This is a genomic window from Stenotrophomonas sp. FR010, from assembly GCF_047520755.2.
GTDB lineage: Bacteria > Pseudomonadota > Gammaproteobacteria > Xanthomonadales > Xanthomonadaceae > Stenotrophomonas > Stenotrophomonas sepilia.
Genome location: NZ_JAXBQT020000019.1, coordinates 23,121 through 38,530, shown reverse-complemented (window position 1 = coordinate 38,530; position 15,410 = coordinate 23,121). Strand labels below are relative to the sequence as shown.

The window sequence follows — 15,410 nt, the reverse complement described above, 5'->3', positions numbered from 1 at the left end:
TCTCGGTGGCCCTGCTGGCCGGCAACCTCGGGATGGCCGGGAGAATGCATGTGCCGGCCAGCGGCCGGCACTACCGATCAGCCAGAACGCAATCCGAACCGCGGCCGCAGCAGCAACGCCAGCACCAGCACCGCCAGGAACGCGCCATAGGCATACAGCACCGCCAGCACCTGCGGCCAGATCGGGCCGGCGCCGGGCTGCACCACGCCAATGCGGTAGCCCCACAGCATCGACACGATGCTCAGCGCGAACGCCACGACCAGGGTGGTGCCATCGAACAGGCGCCGCCGCGCGCTGCGCGGCTGGCGCGGAAACAGCCAGTACAGGCTGCCCAGCAGCAGGAACCAGGGCAGGAACAGCAGCAGCGACAACCAGGCCATCGCAGACTCCATGTCATCGCGCCAGAGGCGCGCGGACATCATGCCATGGGTGCTGTGCCACGGTCGTGCCGGCGGGGGGCTTCCCTGTAGAGCCGAGCCTATGCTCGGCTGGGCAGCAAAGCAGCCGAGCGTGGGCTCGGCTCTACAGAGGCGGAGCCGGGTCGAGCATGGCTCGACTCTACAAAGGGCAGGGGCAGGCCCGGCGATCAGGCCGCTTCGCGCAGCGCGGCCAGGGCGGCCAGCACCGCGTCCACCTCGGCGTCCAGCTTGAACAGCTCGCTCTGCAGCTGGTCGCCCTGCTCGGCCTGCTTGATCACCGCGATCAGCTGGCCCGCATCACGTGGCGAATCGAAGCCTTCGCTCTGGATCAGCAGCGTGCCGTCACCAGCGGTCAGCTTGAAGTAGAACCGGCCATCCTTTTCCCGGTACTGCTTGAACTGCGGCGGCGCCACGCGGGCCACGCCGGCATCTTCGCTGGCGATGTCGCCCGCCGTGGACAGGTCGCGCAGGCCCACGGCGTGGCGCAGTTCTTCCAGCAGCGGTGCCGCCAGCTGCTCGCGCAGCTGCTGGCCACGGCGCTTGAGCAGCGCTTCGATCTTCTCCGGCTCGGCCATCAGCGCGTTGTAGCGCTCGCGCAGCGGCGACAGCTCGCTGTCGATGCGCTCGAACAGCTGCTGCTTGGCGTCGCCCCAGCTGATGCCGGCGGCGAAGGCCTTGGCGAATTCCGCGGTCTGTTCCGGGGTCGCGAAGGCCTGGTACATCTGGAACAGCGCCGAGCCCTCGGTGTCCTTCGGCTCGCCCGGCGCGCGCGAGTCGGTCAGGATCGAGAACACCAGCTTCTTCAGCTCCTCGCGCGGCACGAACAGCGGAATGGTGTTGTGGTAGCTCTTGCTCATCTTGCGGCCATCCAGGCCCGCCAGCGTCGCCACCTGCTCATCGATCACCACGTCCGGCAGCGGGAAGTACTCCTTGCCGTACACGTGGTTGAAGCGCTGGGCGAAATCGCGCGCCATCTCGATATGCTGGATCTGGTCACGGCCCACCGGTACCTGGTTGGCCTTGAAGATCAGGATGTCGGCCGCCATCAGCACCGGGTACATGAACAGGCCGGCGCTGACGCCTGCGTCCTCGTCCACGCCTTCCTCGCGGTTCTTGTCCACCGCCGCCTTGTAGGCGTGCGCGCGGTTGAGGATGCCCTTGCTGGCGATGGCGGTCAGGAACCACATCAGCTCGGTGGTCTCGCGGATATCACTCTGGCGGTAGAACCACACGTGTTCCGGGTCCAGGCCACAGGCCAGCCAGCTGGCCGCGATCTCCAGGGTCGCGCGCTGGGTGCGCTGCGGGTCCTGCGACTTGATCAGGCTGTGCAGGTCGGCCAGGAAGAAGAAGCTCTCGATCCCCGGCGCGCGGCTGGCCGCGATGGCCGGACGGATGGCGCCAACGTAGTTGCCCAGATGGGGCGTGCCGGAGGGGGTGATGCCGGTAAGGACTCGGGTCGTCATGACTGCGTGGGGTAACCTTCGATGAACGGGGCCAGTTTACCTTGCACGCCACCAACCCCGTCAGGGCCCGCGGCGCGTTCATTCACCCAACCCCGCTGGAGACGCCCGATGAAACGCCTGCTGCCCCTGCTGCTGATCCTGCCCCTGGCCGGCTTCCGCCCGGCGCCCATGCCGCCACCGGTGTACGACGGCGGCCCCGTACGCATGGCCCTGGTCGACCGCGACCGCGGCACCGAACTGCGCAGCTACCCCGCCGAGGGCCAGCGCTGGGTGGCTGGCGAGCGCGGCCACCGCTACGCCGTGCGCCTGTACAACGACAGCCCGCGCCGGGTGCTGGTGGTGCTGTCGGTGGACGGCGTCAACGCCATCTCCGGCGAGGATGCCGATCCCTCGCAGACCGGCTACGTGCTCAATCCCGGCCAGCGCGCCGACATCACCGGCTGGCGCAAGAGCCAGGACGAAGTGGCGCAGTTCGTGTTCAGCAGCCCCAGCGGCAGCTATGCCACTCGCACCGGCCGCCCGGGCAACATCGGCGTGGTCGGGGTGGCGGTGTTCGAGGAGGCGCGTCGCTGGTACCCGCAGCCGATCCTGCGACGTGGCGTGCCGCTGCCGGCACCAGCCGCGCAGGCCGAGGCTGCCACCGACGCCAGTGCCAGCCGCATCGAGGGCTATGCCAGCAAGTCGCAGGCGCCAGCGCTGGGCACCGGCCACGGCGCACGTGAACACTCTTCGGTGCGCGATACCGACTTCGAACGGGCCAGCCGCAGCCCGGCCCAGGTGCTGCAGCTGCGCTACGACAGTGCCCGCAACCTGCGTGCGCGCGGCATCCTGGTCGATGCGCCCTCGCGCCTGCCGCGCGAACCGCAGGCGTTCCCCAACCGCTACGTGCCGGACCCGCCGGCCCGCTGATCGTCCCGCGCAGACAACACGACGCCCGCTACCTCACGGTGCGGGCGTCGTGTTGTGGGGTGAAACCGAAGCGCTTACTTGTAGTCCGGGTAGTCCTTGCTCACCGCGTCCTGGAACTCACGCACTTCCTTCTCCGCGCGGTCCTTGGCCCAGCCATAACGTTCCTGCAGGCGGCCGGCCAGATACTCGGCGTTGCCTTCGGCCACATCGAAATCGTCGTTGGTCAGATCGCCCCACTTGGCCTGCGCCTTGCCCTTCAGCTGCGACCACTTGCCGGAAATGATGTCTTTGTTCATTGCTGGGAGTCCTTGATTGCAACGGCGTTCTTACCGTGGCTCCAGCTTCGCGCAGCAGCTGTTGAATGCCGGTCAACCGCCAATGAAATACACGCTCACCTGCTTGAATGGTTCACTACGCTTCGACACGTACGCTGCAGGGAAACGCGCAAGCAAAAAGGCCGGGGAGATCCCCCGGCCTTTTTGCTTTCCGTTCCAATTCAGGCTCAACGGCCCTTGGCGGCGTCCTCAACCTTTTCACCGGCCTTCTGCACGTCCTTGCCGGCACCGGCCACGGTGTTGCAACCGGCCAGCAGGGCCACCGAGAACATCGACAACAGCATCAGGGCAACTACGCGCTTCATGGGCTTCTCCTTGGGTTCGCCGCTATACCGCTTCATTCGCGGATGGGATTCTTTCGCTCGGCGGGAGGGCACCAATGCCCACTGCCGCCGCGTGAAGTGCAATCTGGCGGCAGGGGCGTGGAGCGGGCGTGAACGGTTCGGCGATCCGTTCAGCGGGGGGCGGTCAGTCGCGCATCAGGGTGGACTTGCCGAACAGGCTTTCCACCAGGTCCACGGCCAGTTCGGCGGTGGCATTCTGCTTGTCCAGCAAGGGGTTGAGCTCGACGATGTCCAGCGATCCCATGCGCCCGGTATCGGCGATCATTTCCATCACCAGCTGCGCCTCGCGGTAGTTCACCCCGCCCGGCACCGTCGTGCCGACGCCCGGCGCGATGCTGGGGTCGAGGAAGTCGACATCGAAGCTGACATGCAGGTGGGTGTTCTCGTCGATGCCGGCCAGCGCCGCCTCCACCGCGCGCTTCATGCCGTTCTCATCGATGTAGCGCATGTCGTACACATCGACCTTGTGGGTCTTGATCAGGCGCTTCTCTTCCGGGTCCACCGAACGGATGCCGATCTGGTGCATCTGCGCCGGGGTGATCGCCGGTGCGCTGCCGCCCAGACGGGTCAGCGCGTCCGGGCCGAGGCCGCACAGGCAGGCCACCGGCATGCCGTGGATGTTGCCCGACGGCGTGACATCGCTGGTGTTGAAGTCCGAATGCGCGTCCAGCCACAGCACGCGCAGATTCTTCCCCTGCTCGCGGCACCAGCGCGCGACGGCGGTGATCGAACCGATGCCCAGGCAATGGTCGCCACCGAGCATGATCGGCATGCGCCCGGCCTGCAGCTCGGCGTAGCTGGCTTCCATCAGTGCGCGGTTCCAGGCCACCACCTCATCCAGGTGGCGGTAGCCCTCCACCGGCGCGGTCCACGGGTTGCGCGGGCCATCCAGGTTGCCCACGTCGCGCACGTCCACGCCGCGGGCCTCCAGCGCCTCCGGCAGGCCCGCCACGCGCAGCGCTTCCGGCCCCAGCCGCGCACCGCGATGGCCCGCACCGACATCGGTGGGAACGCCGATCAGGGATACGGAAATGGGATGGGCCATGGGTGCCTCCTGCGGTGCGGAAAAAGAAGCACAGTCTAGCCAGAGCTGTGTGACACCACTCGCGGCGGTGCAGCAGGGCATGGGTCAGATCGCCGCGGCCTGCCAGCCGTATCCGGTCAGGCATTCCAGCGCTGGGTCGTCAGGAATTGGACCTTCCGCGATCCACCTCACATCCCGGTCGGTTTCGCCTCTTACGCAAGTCTTGTGTCCACGCTGCGCAGGCACCCTGAAGGTGCCGCCTCACTTCCTCAATCATGGAGCACCACGCGCATGAAACATGCACTCAATGGACTTGCGGTACTGGCAATTGCCCTGGGCGGACTGTTTCCCGCCGCTGCCAGTGCACCCTCGCAACGCATCACGCATACGGTGACCTCCGATGCGTATCCCATGCAGACGGCGGGCGCACGCCAGGTACTCGACTGGGTGGCGCAGCGGGTGAAGCCGTCGTTCGCCCCGCAGGGCTACGGCAACGTACAGGTGGAACGACAGGCAGTCTCCGTAGGACGTGCGTCTGCACGCTCGGATGAATCGATTCCTGGAAAGCTGCCGGACCAGGGCATTCCCGGTGAGATCTACCGGGTGGAAAACCTGCTTCCCGACGGCTCCATCCAGACGTGGGAGTTCACCTGGGTGGAACCCTCATCCGGCCATGGCGGCGGCTGGGATGTCACCGGGTACTCCTACAAGAAGGGAAATGACCCGGTGAACCAGCAGTAGCGGAACGGGGGCAACGCGCACCGCGCTGCCCCCTTAGACACGCCGCCGCCGCGCCTCAACCGCCGCGGCGGCGAACCGGCGTCAGGCTCTGCACCTGGCCGTTGTTGCGCATCATGCACAGGAAGCGGCCATCGGGATAATCGATGATCAGTTCCTGATAATCGCTGCCCACCGGCATCTGGGTGACCAGCGCGCCCTGCGCGCCCTGCGCGCCCTTGCGCATGTTGCAGGCGCCCAACGCGGTATCGCCTGCCGGCGCCGGGGTGGTCACCGAAGACACATTGCGGAACACCGCGCGGCAGCCGCCATTGACCCACACCGAGTGCCGCGACAGGCCCCAGTTCTTGCCCTCCTCGCAGCGGGTACGGCTGAGCTGGCGCACGATTTCCACGTTGCCACGGGTGTTCAGATCGCACGAGACCAGCTGCTGGCCGGTGGATTCGCAGGTGACTTCGCGCGGTAGCGCGGCATCCCCGGCGGCACCGTCGCGAGAGCGTTCGCCGTTTGCGGCGGGCGCAGGCGTGCCGCTGGCGCTGACTTGGCAGATGCCATTGGCGCCGCCACGGCCGGTGTAGCTGACCTGCGGCGCGCCGTCATCGTTGCGGCTGATCGACAGGGTGATGCCGCTGTTGGCATCGCGTGCTTCGAAATAGCGGTCGTTGAAGCGCTTCAGCGCCGTCTCGCGGCCCTGCACGTAGACCGGCCCGCCATCGTCTGCGTGAACATCGATGCCGCCCGGGCAGCTGGCGTTGAAGAACGGCACGGCGGCCATGGCCGGGGCTGCGAAGGTTGTGACCAACAGTGCGACGGTGAGCGGCAGGGCGTGGCGACGCATGGGTGGGTCCCGAAGGGCATGTGTCCCCAGTATGTGTCGGAGGTCTGCAAATGGTCTGTGAGGAGAATCAAAAAGCCGGCAGCGCATTCGGGCGTTTATGTTTGCTATGGTAGCTGTGGAGCCTTGCCCGGGCTGTTAAGTCACCTTTACTTCGTGGGCCAGCTCAGGGCATGCGGCAGCGATGGTTCGGGCAGATTTCTCGCTGATGGCGCCACTGCGCAATCTGTCGCTTCTGGCATTGCGATGCCCGAAACGGGCCAAACGCGATAATTCATTTTTCCTTTCAGATCTCCCGATGCCATCGAAACAAACGACTGGCAGGCGGTGATTTCACGTGCGCATGATGAATCGCCACCTGCAAAGGTGGTCGGGACTTCCAAGCCCGTGTTGTCAACGATGTATACGCTTGCCAGCCGGCGTCGTCCTTTCAGGGGCGGCGCCGGCTGGCAATCCGTTAGCCGATCGACGGCGGGCGGTGCGTGGGGGCCTCGTGCCCGCCGATTCGTTGACCCGGTCTTGGAAGCCACGCATCGCCCGCCACCCTATCGTGGCGGCGCCTCTGTGCCTGACGAGGATGCCCGCATGTCCAAGACGCTCTACCCGTATCTGACCGCCACCCTGGGCGACGCCGCCCTGCATCTGCCGCTCGAACTGGCGCAGCCGTTGGAAGCCGCGTTTGCCGCCGCCAACGATGCGCCCGCGCCCATCAACCTACCCGTCTGCCTGCGCCGCATCCAGGCCGGCGATGCCGCCGACGGACAGCCGTGGCAGGGGCCATCCAGCACGCCCGGCCACGCCGTGGCCGCCGCACGCCGGGATCGCGCCGCAGTTGGCCTGGTGTCGTTGTTGGAGCTGTACCACGCCACCGAGCGCGTGCGCGTGGACGGGGAAGAGAAAGACGATATCGGCGATAGCACGCGCGAAGGGCTGATGCTGGCCTGCCGGGGGCTAGCGGAGTATGTGGCGTTGCAGGTGCGTAGCTGAGGCTGCGGTGGTCGCAATGTATGTGCGGCGTTGATCGAAGGATCTGCCCACGTCACACATTGAGCTGACTCACCGGGTTGGGACGAAAGAACCAGCGAATGGCGGTTTCTTCGTTTTCGTTCCATCGCCTTTGCGACCGGCGCCGCGCCGACGCATCATGATCGGCGCATGTGCTTATGCTGCGCTGGCGTGCAATCGCACACCCAGGGCCCGGGTCACCTTCAGGATGGTCGCGAAATCAGGGCTGCGCTCGCCGGAGAGTGCGCGATACAGACTCTTGCGCGACAGGCCCGCCGCACGCGCAACCTTGCTCATGCCCTGAGCGCGAGCGATATCGCCAAGCGCCTTGGCGATGAAGGCAGAATCGCCCTCGCTTTCTTCGATGCAGGCGTCGAGATAAGCCGCCATCTCCTCCGGCGTCCGAAGATGCTCGGCCACATCAAATGATTTGAGTTCGACTTTTCTCTTGATGGCCATGATGGGACAGCTCCGGTACTTCGGTATTGAGTCGTTTCGCCTACAGCCAGTTCGATGCTCGACATCTCCAGCTGACCGGCCGCTGCGGCCGGCCCAAGCGACTCGGCCAGCTCGACGGCCTGGTGCTTGAACTCATCGGTGTGGCTACGGCAGGTGATACGGGACATAAGGGACCTCCAAGTGCGATCAAAGTATCGCTTCTTGGCGTCCGCTGACGGCGAGCCAGATCAATCCACATCACAGGTGTCAGCCTATGGCAGGACGGGTCAGCTATTCAATGGAGGCGTGCCTGCACAAGAAATCAGCGATCTGCCGGCACCAAGCAAACCGGCGACCCCATCCTCATTAATCATCGGGAAGGCCGCACGGGGCGCCGAATGTAGGATTAATCCTATGCCCGAAACCGGAACATTGTCTCAGCGCGTAAATGCCTGATTGCTACAATCAACATGCGCACGAGACGCAAAAGGGAAGTATCCACCACACAGGAAGGGAGTAGACATGAAGCCTGTAGTTTTACTTTTTCTTGTCTTGCTTGGAATTTATGTGCCACAAGCACAATCGCAGGAGAAACCCGTCGATACGGGCCTTGGTGACTGCGTAGATTTCGTCATCTATGGATCGCCCACGTTGACGACTCAGGTTAACAGTACTGACTTTCAGTTCCTATATGGGCCCGGATCTTACCTTGATAAACCAGGCAAGAAGGTGTATGTCAGCAATTACACTTGCAGCCCAAACAATCTCGCGGGCTTAAATTATGCGGTAGCACAAGTTGCCCATGAGATGGGCCACCTTTACCTCGATCAAGGATGGCCACTAGGAACGAGGGCTGACTACATCGAAAAGGCATGCACCAACGAGGGTCTTGCGGTGTTAAATAATGTCACGGCGAGAAACGAGATCATCGCCACTTCAGAGAACACCGTAGATATCGGTTTGGCGGCAGCAAATTCAACTGAATTGCTGGCTGTTATTGCCGGCGGCGGCGCCAATCTCGCAAAGCGGGTCGGCGACACCTTCTGCGATGGCAATGTGGCCTCAACCACAGGCGAGAACTACAAAATTTACTACGGCAAAGAATATGACACAATTTACGGAACCGAGCCGGATCCGAAAGGGGAGGAGTAATTAATGAATCTCGTAACCTACGCTGTTGCTGCCGTGATCTCCCTGACCCACTTCGAGGCAACTGCAGCAAGCACTCAAGCCAGTTCTGCTGCGGAATCCAAACTCTGGGCATTCTCTGAGGAGATCGCCCTTAGTCTCCCTGGTCACGTGGACGATGTGTCGAAAATTGTCTCCGGATCCACCAAGGCGACTGCGGAGCGGTTGAGTCAAGGAAGTACTCTGCCAGACAAGGAAATCGGACCGTATTTGTTTACGCGTGACTCCGCCATTGTGATGGGCGCAGGACATCGTGTTGATTCCGTCTCATTCAACTTGTCCGGGAGCTGCGTTCCGGTTGCCTCTCTTCGTTCGCGCTACCCAAGCCTCATCGTGATGGACTACGCGCGCGGCCACAGCGAGCACGCCACATACACATTCGGGGCTCAGGTTGGCGACGCAATCATTGCGTACTCCTTTCCCGCAAACAAACTGAACTGCATGAATCGGGTTGAAATTACGCCTGCTGACATAACTAAGGCCCGGTTGCGGATGAAGTAACTGAATTTCAAGCAAGATAAGATCAAGCCGTCAGCCGCCCAAGCTGACGGCTTTTTTGTTCGCCCAATTGAACCATCTCGCAGGTATCTGTCCGGTGGACACGGTGCGAATCGCGGCGAATGTCGGCCTTGGACAGCGCTGGCAACGCATGGTCCGTACAAAGGCCAACGTACCGCGCTGGCGTTTTTCGTTGAAACCCATGTTTTCAAGGCATTTCAGGGCTTCCCAGGTGGTGCGCTTATCGGAATCATAAAGTTACTCCATGTTATTGAAATTTAATCATTTTATAAATTTTAACTAAACTCAATACCCCCCAATGCCCCCCAGTCATTGCGGATGCTCACGGACTCCTATGGACCATTGCGCCGATGAACTCCTAGTAGACGTGCGACGGCACTAGTACAGAGCTGAAGTGACGGGCGGGGATACGGGGCTCGCATCAAAGATGGCTGGAGCCCGGGTAAACCGCGCAATCGCCTTTGATTGGGCCTCTAAGAGCGGGCCCAGAGCTCCTGCGCCTGCAGGCGTCTGCCCCCATAGTCGCCTAGAAGTGGCAATCTGTCCCTAACACAACGCTTCCGAGGTCAGCAGTGAGTGACCCACCGACGTCCCCCCGCTTTCAGTAGCGGGGCTCTTTAGAGTCCGGGTTTCATTTGACCCACCCTCAATTCCGGTGCATTTCAAAGTAGAAAATTCGGCGTTCTACGGCACCTTGGAGTTCGCATGGGACCCGTGTTTCAGGGCGAATTCCTCCGGGATTGTCCATCCTAGTGCACTGTGAGGCGTTCCCCGTTATAGAAGCGCCGCCACCCTTCGATCTTGCTCCGTGCGTTTTTCGGCCAGTGACAAGAACCAATGCTCATTCAGGCACTCCTGCCGGAGGCGACCGTTGAAGCTTTCTACAAGCGCGTTGTCGGCGTGCCACGTCGGAAAAAATCCAGCTCCACCCTGTTTTCATAAGCCCAACGATCCATGACCTTCCCGGCGAACTCGCTGCCGTTGTCCACCTTGATTGCGATCGGCGATCCTCGCTGGGCTGCCAACCTTGTCATTGCCTCCGCCACATGCTCCCCGCGTAGCGACTGGTCCACGACGATGGCAAGACACTCATGCGTGAAGTGATCAACCACGGTCAGCATCCGGAAACGGCGACCGTCAAACAGTGCGTCGCTGACGAAGTCCATTCCCCAAAGTGCATTGGGAGCCACGGCTACCTTTATCGGCTGACGCCGGCGTGCACTTCTACTGCGCCGAGGCCAGCAATGCCTTAAAGAAAGGCCTTCCTCCTTGTAAATACGATGGACCCGTTTGTGGTTGTCACGCCAATCTTCTCGGCGCAGAACCACGAACACGCGCTCGCAACCGTAGTGCACCCGACTTGAGGTGATCTCACGCATGCGCATTCGTACCGCCTGACTGTCCCTAGCCTTGCCCTTGTACGAATAGCTGGAATACGACATCGCCACCATCTGCAGTGACCGCCGCATGCTGACCCCAAAGCGCTCTGGCAGCCAGCCGACCCAGGTGCGTCGCTGGGCAGGCCTCAGAGCTTTTTTGTGACCACCTCCTCCAACATGGCTTTGTCCAGGCTGAGATCAGCAACCAATTGCTTGAGCTTTCGGTTTTCATCTTCCAGCAGCCTTAAACGTTTCAATTCCCAAGGGCCAAGCCCACCGTACTTCTTTCGCCATACGTAGAAGGTGGCCTCGGCAATACCCATTTTCCTGCAGATCTCGCCTGCTGCCGTTCCCAGCTCCGCCTGCTTCAGCGCGTAGGCAATCTGCTCCTCGGTGAAACGCGACTTCTTCATGCCTGAATCCTCGTTTGTCACGGGGCCCGATACTGCCGACGTCTCTACTTTAGCCTGCACCAATTTTCTGGGGGTGGGTCACGTTTTTCAAAGCTTATGCAGGATTAGTTCTCTGGCGCCGAAATGGCTCGAACATCATTGAGTACCGGCAGGCTTCAAAGGCACAAGATCAAGAAGATCCAGAGACACAAGAAGTGAGGTCGGCTTTGATGCCAGCGCCAACGCTTCGGCATCGGCGCGCACTTGCTCGCTCCATCCATGCTTCTCCCTCCAGGCACGGGTAGGGCGGTAGTAGCTGCAGTCTCCATACTCAATGAAGCCCACGGAGAGCAGATAGGGGCCAAGCCGTGGATTCCTAACAGCCTCGATATAGATCGCGTCCCACGGCACCAGGTGGTCGACCAGCTCCAGGAAGCAACCGAACCAGCCCTTCCCCCGGAGCTTGGGTGTCAAGGACACTGACGCAATATCCAACGTTGTCACGTGCCTTCCGATCCCCGGAAGGGAGAAGCACGTGGAGCGACGCATGTACAGCTGGTAACCACCTCGTTTCAGATCAATGCAGCGCGCGATCTTCCGATCGTCGACCAGGCGCATCCAGGCGAAGAACTGCAACTCGATCGATACCATTCGACGAACTGCCAGCTCGTTCTTCCACGGGTCCTCAGTCAGATTGATCACCGTACTCCTCTCCATGTCCAAGGGATTGATCGCCAGGGCATCCCAGATCAGCAGCCCTGATTTCATGGCAGGCCCCGTACAGCGTACTGGCTGCCCGCCCGTTCATCAGCTCAAGCAAGTGCACCCCTCACTCACGCCTGAGCACGCCGGAAGAGTTTGCCAAGCTCGTTGAGTCATACGAGATCTCAAACATTCGGACCCTCGAGCATGATCAGACGGTCGACAGCTACCAGTGCGATGTACGAATCACTTACGAGTTCAAAGGTCGCGAGCGATCTGTCGACTTCTCCTATAGGGTCGACACAGATCAGAGCGACGGCAATGTCCTAGTTCAGTACCAGAACAAGATGCTCAGCCCAGTAATGAACTTCTTCATGGGGCTCCGAACCCATCAGGCGCACGAAGGGGTGGTCGCGATCGCGCCCCGTCCACTAGCGACATCAGAATGCGGCGGCCGAAGCTTCGCCCTAACGCAAGCACGGCCGTGCTCGACCACTTCTATCGATCGTTCAGGAGGGGGGGGGCGACGCGGAAGGAGTGCGGAATTCGCCTGCCATCCTCAGAGCGCCTCACTGTCCCCTCGGACATGGCGTCCAGAGCAAGCCCCGTTAATGCAGCCAGCGGCTACCAGGAATCCAGTTGGCATACTCGCTGAACGCACCGTATGGCGGGTGGTACAGCATCACTTCCAAGCCATGGAAGGATCCCACTGAAGGGACCCTTCCTCCTTGCCAGCTCTGCTACTTCAAGCGATCGCAGCAGGGCGCTCGAACGGATCACTTCTGAGCCGACTCTTCTTCTGCGGTCTTATGAGCCGCCAGACGCGCTTCCAGCGCATCAATCTTCTCTTGTTGACGAATCAAGTACGCGTCGCCCTGCCCAACGCGATTCATGAATCCCAAGGCGTAGATGACGTTGCAGTACATCCCCAACCCCAGCAGTGCGGCGCCCGGCCCAATCCACTGCATCCCCCCGTCCAAGAGCATCACCGGAGCATAAGCGATCCCCACTCCGACGATGGCAAAGCAGATCAGCACGTGTCTGAGCAAGAAAACTTGTATCCTCGAAGGATCCTGTCCCAGCTCCAGCGCCTTCTTGAGTTCTGTTCGCATAAGCGACAGGCCGAGCGTGTTGCCAAGCAGCCAAATCCACGCCTTGCCTCGACCGAACGCCCAAGCCAATCCAATCAGGACCAACCCACCGACAATGCCATTGAAGATGCTATTTGGATCAAAGTGCAGAGAAGTCATGCCGTCACCTCAGCTGAGCAAGTAGCGTTGAGTGTACTGACCGATCATGGCATGAGGCGAGAATCCTGGTAGTCGTGTCGGCCCCCCATGCACGTTTTGCTCGGGCGCGTGGCAAAGCCATTCCTCTAGCGGCGCCTATACAGACAAGTGTGAGGATCTACCGAGGCACTTCTTGGATCAGCTGATAGTCGACTCGCTGGTTCTGCGCACGCCCCAACTCAGTGCGATTGTCTGCCACTGACTGATCCTGACCGCGTCCTTCAGCATCGAAGCGAAAACACCCTGCTCCCGGAGCGCGCGCACCACCTGCTCCGCGCGGTTCTGGCTAAGTTGCAGGCTTGCCTCTGGGCTGCCAGCGCTATCTGTATGTGCGGCTACGCGGATTTTCGCTCATCGGATCCCGCAAGCAGCGCACTGAAGGAAAGATGTAACGACTCTTGCTGGTCACTGGGTGCAGCTCACGTACGACCGCCATGGCCTGCTTTGATAGCGGGACAATGTGCGCGACGCCCATCTTCATCTTTTCTGCCGGGATACACCATTGGCCGGTCTCGAAGTCGACCTCGGACCACTCCGCCTTCCTCAATTCGCCTGGACGGGCGAACACCAGCGGCGCGAACCTAGGGGCGCACAGGGTCGTGAGTTGCCCCGTATATCCGTCAATCGCCCGCAGTAGCTCTCCAATCTTTGCTGGGTCCGTGATCGAGGCGTAGTGGCGGTTCTTTGCGGTCTTCAGGGCCCCTCGCAGGGCGGCAGTAGGATCCCGATCAAGCCGACCGGTGGCGACTGCGTATCGAAACACTTGGCCGCAGATCTGGCGCAGTCGTTGGGTCGACTCAATCTTGTCTTGGGCTTCAAGCCTGCGCAGAACTGCCAGAACCTCTGCAGTGCTGATGTCTTCGATTGCGCGCTTACCGAGCCATGGGAATGCGTATGTCTCAAACATCCACTTGGCCTTGGACCGTGTGCCTTCTGCCAGGTCTCCTCTTGTCTCAAGCCACTCAAGGGCCACAGCTCCGAAACGACCATCTGCGGACAGCTGGGCCTTCAGCTTGCCCAGCTGCATCTCCTCGGACGAATCCTTGCCGTCTCGCAGCTGCGCGCGCGGCGTCGCGCTTGTCACACGCCTCCTTCAGGCTCACCTCCGGGTAGACCCCGATGGAGAGCAGCTTCTCCTTGCCCGCATGGCGGTACTTCATTCTCTAGTAGCGATTTCCATCGGGCATGACCTGCAGGTAAAGCGCTGCTCCTGCCGCAAGCTTGTGGGCCTTCTCTTTACCCTTTGCGTTCCTTGCAGCCATATCCGTCAACGACTTATGGGCCATTGGGGGGTATATCCTCCTATCTCTCTTGCTTGATCCCCTATATACCCCCAATTGCACCCCCAGTCTGGGTGGATGCTCATAGATGGCCGGGGACAAAAAAAGCACAAAAAAGCCCACTACTTCAGCGGGTTGATTGTGCACCGTGGACATTTGCGGATGCCAAGGGATCGAAGGTGGTGCCGCTTATCCGAATCGAACGGATGACCTACTGTTTACAAGACAGTTGCTCTACCAACTGAGCTAAAGCGGCATGGGTGGATCACCGGCGGCAGGGCCGCGGTCCGGGGATTCTAGCGCAACCTTGCGCATTCCAGCGACCGGCTCTGTGCTGCCCCGCTGCGCTGCTGGGCCTGGGCCCGCTGCGTGCCTGCCGCCAGCTGCCCTTCCAGCCACCATTGGCCGGCGTCGCCGCTGGTCACCAGGCGCGGCTGGAAGCCGGCGGCCTGCACCGCCGCCATGCGCCGTTCGGCGCCTTCGCGGTTGCGGTACTGGCCCAGCGCCACGGCATTGGCCTCCTCGCCCTGGCTGATGATGTAGTAGTCGCTCAGACCGGCGGCGACGATGCGCTTCACGGTGGCCTGCGCTTCGTCGCGGTTGGCGGCGGCCGGCAGCATCACCCGGTAACGGGCACTGCCGCTGGCAGCGGGCTGTTCGCGCAGGCGCACCTGGCTGAGCAGCGTGCCGGCCTTGCCCTGCGCGCTGCTCGCGGCGGCACGGTCGGCGAACGGGCCCAGCGCGACGCAGCGCGGCGGCTCGGCGGCCGCGGGCGGGGTGACGGGCTTTTCCGGTGCCGGAACGGGTACAGGCGGTGTTCCCGGCTTGGCAGCGTCAGCAACCGGCGTAGCGTCAGCCGTCTGCGGCCTGGCGATCTCCGGCTTTGCCGGCGCAACGGGCGCGGGCGTCGCAGCCACCGCGGTCTTCGCCGCCGGTTCGCGCTCCATCAGCGGTGCGGTCGGGGCGGTGGCAGTGGCCTCGGCTGCGGCATTGGCATCCACGCCACCGGGCACCCAGCGCAGCTCGGCCACGCCAGCGGGTTGCGGTGGCGGCGCAGGCTTCTGTGGCGCATCGCGCAGCAGCCACCAGCAGGCGACACCGAGATTGAGAATGGCCAGTACGACGATCAGGGCACGGGTCAGCATGCGCGG

17 protein-coding genes, 1 tRNA gene and 2 pseudogenes are annotated in these 15,410 nt (G+C 62.2%); 5 read left to right on the top strand and 15 right to left on the bottom strand.

The features are described 5' to 3' along the window. Positions 1-77: 77 nt before the first annotated feature. Together ACM0PK_RS16245 and ACM0PK_RS16240 are read right to left on the bottom strand one after the other, a co-directional pair. Positions 78-380 carry a hypothetical protein gene (locus ACM0PK_RS16245; protein ID WP_032954673.1) on the bottom strand — a complete coding sequence of 101 codons (303 nt, stop codon included), beginning with the start codon at positions 378-380 and terminating at the stop codon, positions 78-80. A gap of 206 nt (positions 381-586) precedes the next feature. Next, a complete protein-coding gene (locus tag ACM0PK_RS16240; RefSeq protein ID WP_414607425.1) occupies positions 587-1,882 on the bottom strand; it encodes a tryptophan--tRNA ligase in 1,296 nt (431 codons plus the stop codon). Between the two features lie 108 nt (positions 1,883-1,990). Here ACM0PK_RS16240 and ACM0PK_RS16235 point away from each other — a divergent pair, with 108 nt between their 5' ends. Continuing rightward, positions 1,991-2,791, top strand: coding sequence for a hypothetical protein (locus ACM0PK_RS16235; protein WP_414607426.1), 801 nt, complete (start codon positions 1,991-1,993; stop codon positions 2,789-2,791). Between the two features lie 74 nt (positions 2,792-2,865). Here the strand turns inward: ACM0PK_RS16235 and ACM0PK_RS16230 are convergent, their stop codons facing one another. The 3 genes from ACM0PK_RS16230 to rocF all read right to left on the bottom strand — a co-directional run bounded on the left by ACM0PK_RS16230 (position 2,866) and on the right by rocF (position 4,515). Next, positions 2,866-3,087 (bottom strand): CsbD family protein, encoded by a 222-nt coding sequence (locus ACM0PK_RS16230; protein ID WP_004153772.1) that lies wholly within the window; start codon positions 3,085-3,087, stop codon positions 2,866-2,868. Between the two features lie 206 nt (positions 3,088-3,293). Beyond that, on the bottom strand, positions 3,294-3,431 hold the full coding sequence (locus tag ACM0PK_RS16225) for an entericidin A/B family lipoprotein (protein WP_005407710.1): 138 nt from the start codon (positions 3,429-3,431) through the stop codon (positions 3,294-3,296). Between the two features lie 163 nt (positions 3,432-3,594). Further along, entirely contained in the window at positions 3,595-4,515 is a 921-nt protein-coding gene (gene rocF / locus ACM0PK_RS16220; RefSeq protein WP_005420594.1) for an arginase, read from the bottom strand. Between the two features lie 270 nt (positions 4,516-4,785). On the opposite strand from rocF, the gene ACM0PK_RS16215 reads away from it, so the two are divergent. Continuing rightward, positions 4,786-5,235, top strand: coding sequence for a hypothetical protein (locus ACM0PK_RS16215; protein ID WP_139726621.1), 450 nt, complete (start codon positions 4,786-4,788; stop codon positions 5,233-5,235). A gap of 55 nt (positions 5,236-5,290) precedes the next feature. On the opposite strand, the gene ACM0PK_RS16210 is transcribed toward ACM0PK_RS16215, so the two are convergent. Beyond that, on the bottom strand, positions 5,291-6,070 hold the full coding sequence (locus tag ACM0PK_RS16210) for a DUF3011 domain-containing protein (RefSeq protein WP_414607427.1): 780 nt from the start codon (positions 6,068-6,070) through the stop codon (positions 5,291-5,293). A 582-nt stretch (positions 6,071-6,652) separates the two neighbouring features. On the opposite strand from ACM0PK_RS16210, the gene ACM0PK_RS16205 reads away from it, so the two are divergent. Then, complete coding sequence (locus ACM0PK_RS16205) at positions 6,653-7,054, top strand: hypothetical protein (protein WP_329844308.1); 402 nt, start codon at positions 6,653-6,655, stop codon at positions 7,052-7,054. A 174-nt stretch (positions 7,055-7,228) separates the two neighbouring features. On the opposite strand, the gene ACM0PK_RS16200 is transcribed toward ACM0PK_RS16205, so the two are convergent. Beyond that, complete coding sequence (locus ACM0PK_RS16200; RefSeq protein ID WP_111201137.1) at positions 7,229-7,531, bottom strand: addiction module antidote protein; 303 nt, start codon at positions 7,529-7,531, stop codon at positions 7,229-7,231. Positions 7,532-8,032: 501 nt separating this feature from the next. Here ACM0PK_RS16200 and ACM0PK_RS16195 point away from each other — a divergent pair. Together ACM0PK_RS16195 and ACM0PK_RS16190 are read left to right on the top strand one after the other, a co-directional pair. Next, complete coding sequence (locus tag ACM0PK_RS16195; RefSeq protein ID WP_111201136.1) at positions 8,033-8,662, top strand: hypothetical protein; 630 nt, start codon at positions 8,033-8,035, stop codon at positions 8,660-8,662. Positions 8,663-8,665: 3 nt separating this feature from the next. Continuing rightward, positions 8,666-9,199, top strand: coding sequence for a hypothetical protein (locus tag ACM0PK_RS16190; RefSeq protein ID WP_258392215.1), 534 nt, complete (start codon positions 8,666-8,668; stop codon positions 9,197-9,199). A gap of 702 nt (positions 9,200-9,901) precedes the next feature. Here the strand turns inward: ACM0PK_RS16190 and ACM0PK_RS16185 are convergent. The 8 genes and pseudogenes from ACM0PK_RS16185 to ACM0PK_RS16150 all read right to left on the bottom strand — a co-directional run bounded on the left by ACM0PK_RS16185 (position 9,902) and on the right by ACM0PK_RS16150 (position 15,404). Further along, a pseudogene (locus ACM0PK_RS16185) lies at positions 9,902-11,009 on the bottom strand (IS3 family transposase). Positions 11,010-11,144: 135 nt separating this feature from the next. After that, on the bottom strand, positions 11,145-11,756 hold the full coding sequence (locus ACM0PK_RS16180) for a hypothetical protein (RefSeq protein ID WP_111201135.1): 612 nt from the start codon (positions 11,754-11,756) through the stop codon (positions 11,145-11,147). A 710-nt stretch (positions 11,757-12,466) separates the two neighbouring features. Continuing rightward, complete coding sequence (locus ACM0PK_RS16175) at positions 12,467-12,940, bottom strand: hypothetical protein (RefSeq protein WP_111201900.1); 474 nt, start codon at positions 12,938-12,940, stop codon at positions 12,467-12,469. Positions 12,941-13,117: 177 nt separating this feature from the next. After that, positions 13,118-13,276 (bottom strand): hypothetical protein, encoded by a 159-nt coding sequence (locus ACM0PK_RS16170; protein ID WP_423170998.1) that lies wholly within the window; start codon positions 13,274-13,276, stop codon positions 13,118-13,120. Positions 13,277-13,298: 22 nt separating this feature from the next. Further along, positions 13,299-14,063, bottom strand: a complete 765-nt coding sequence (locus tag ACM0PK_RS16165) for a tyrosine-type recombinase/integrase (protein ID WP_111201899.1) — start codon at positions 14,061-14,063, stop codon at positions 13,299-13,301. A gap of 16 nt (positions 14,064-14,079) precedes the next feature. Then, positions 14,080-14,139 (bottom strand): annotated as a pseudogene (locus ACM0PK_RS16160) (hypothetical protein); the annotation flags it as partial. A 300-nt stretch (positions 14,140-14,439) separates the two neighbouring features. Further along, a tRNA-Thr gene (locus ACM0PK_RS16155) sits at positions 14,440-14,515 on the bottom strand. Between the two features lie 40 nt (positions 14,516-14,555). Continuing rightward, the gene (locus ACM0PK_RS16150) at positions 14,556-15,404 is read right to left on the bottom strand and encodes an SPOR domain-containing protein (protein WP_111201898.1); all 849 of its coding nucleotides are present in this window, start codon (positions 15,402-15,404) and stop codon (positions 14,556-14,558) included. Positions 15,405-15,410: the final 6 nt, after the last annotated feature.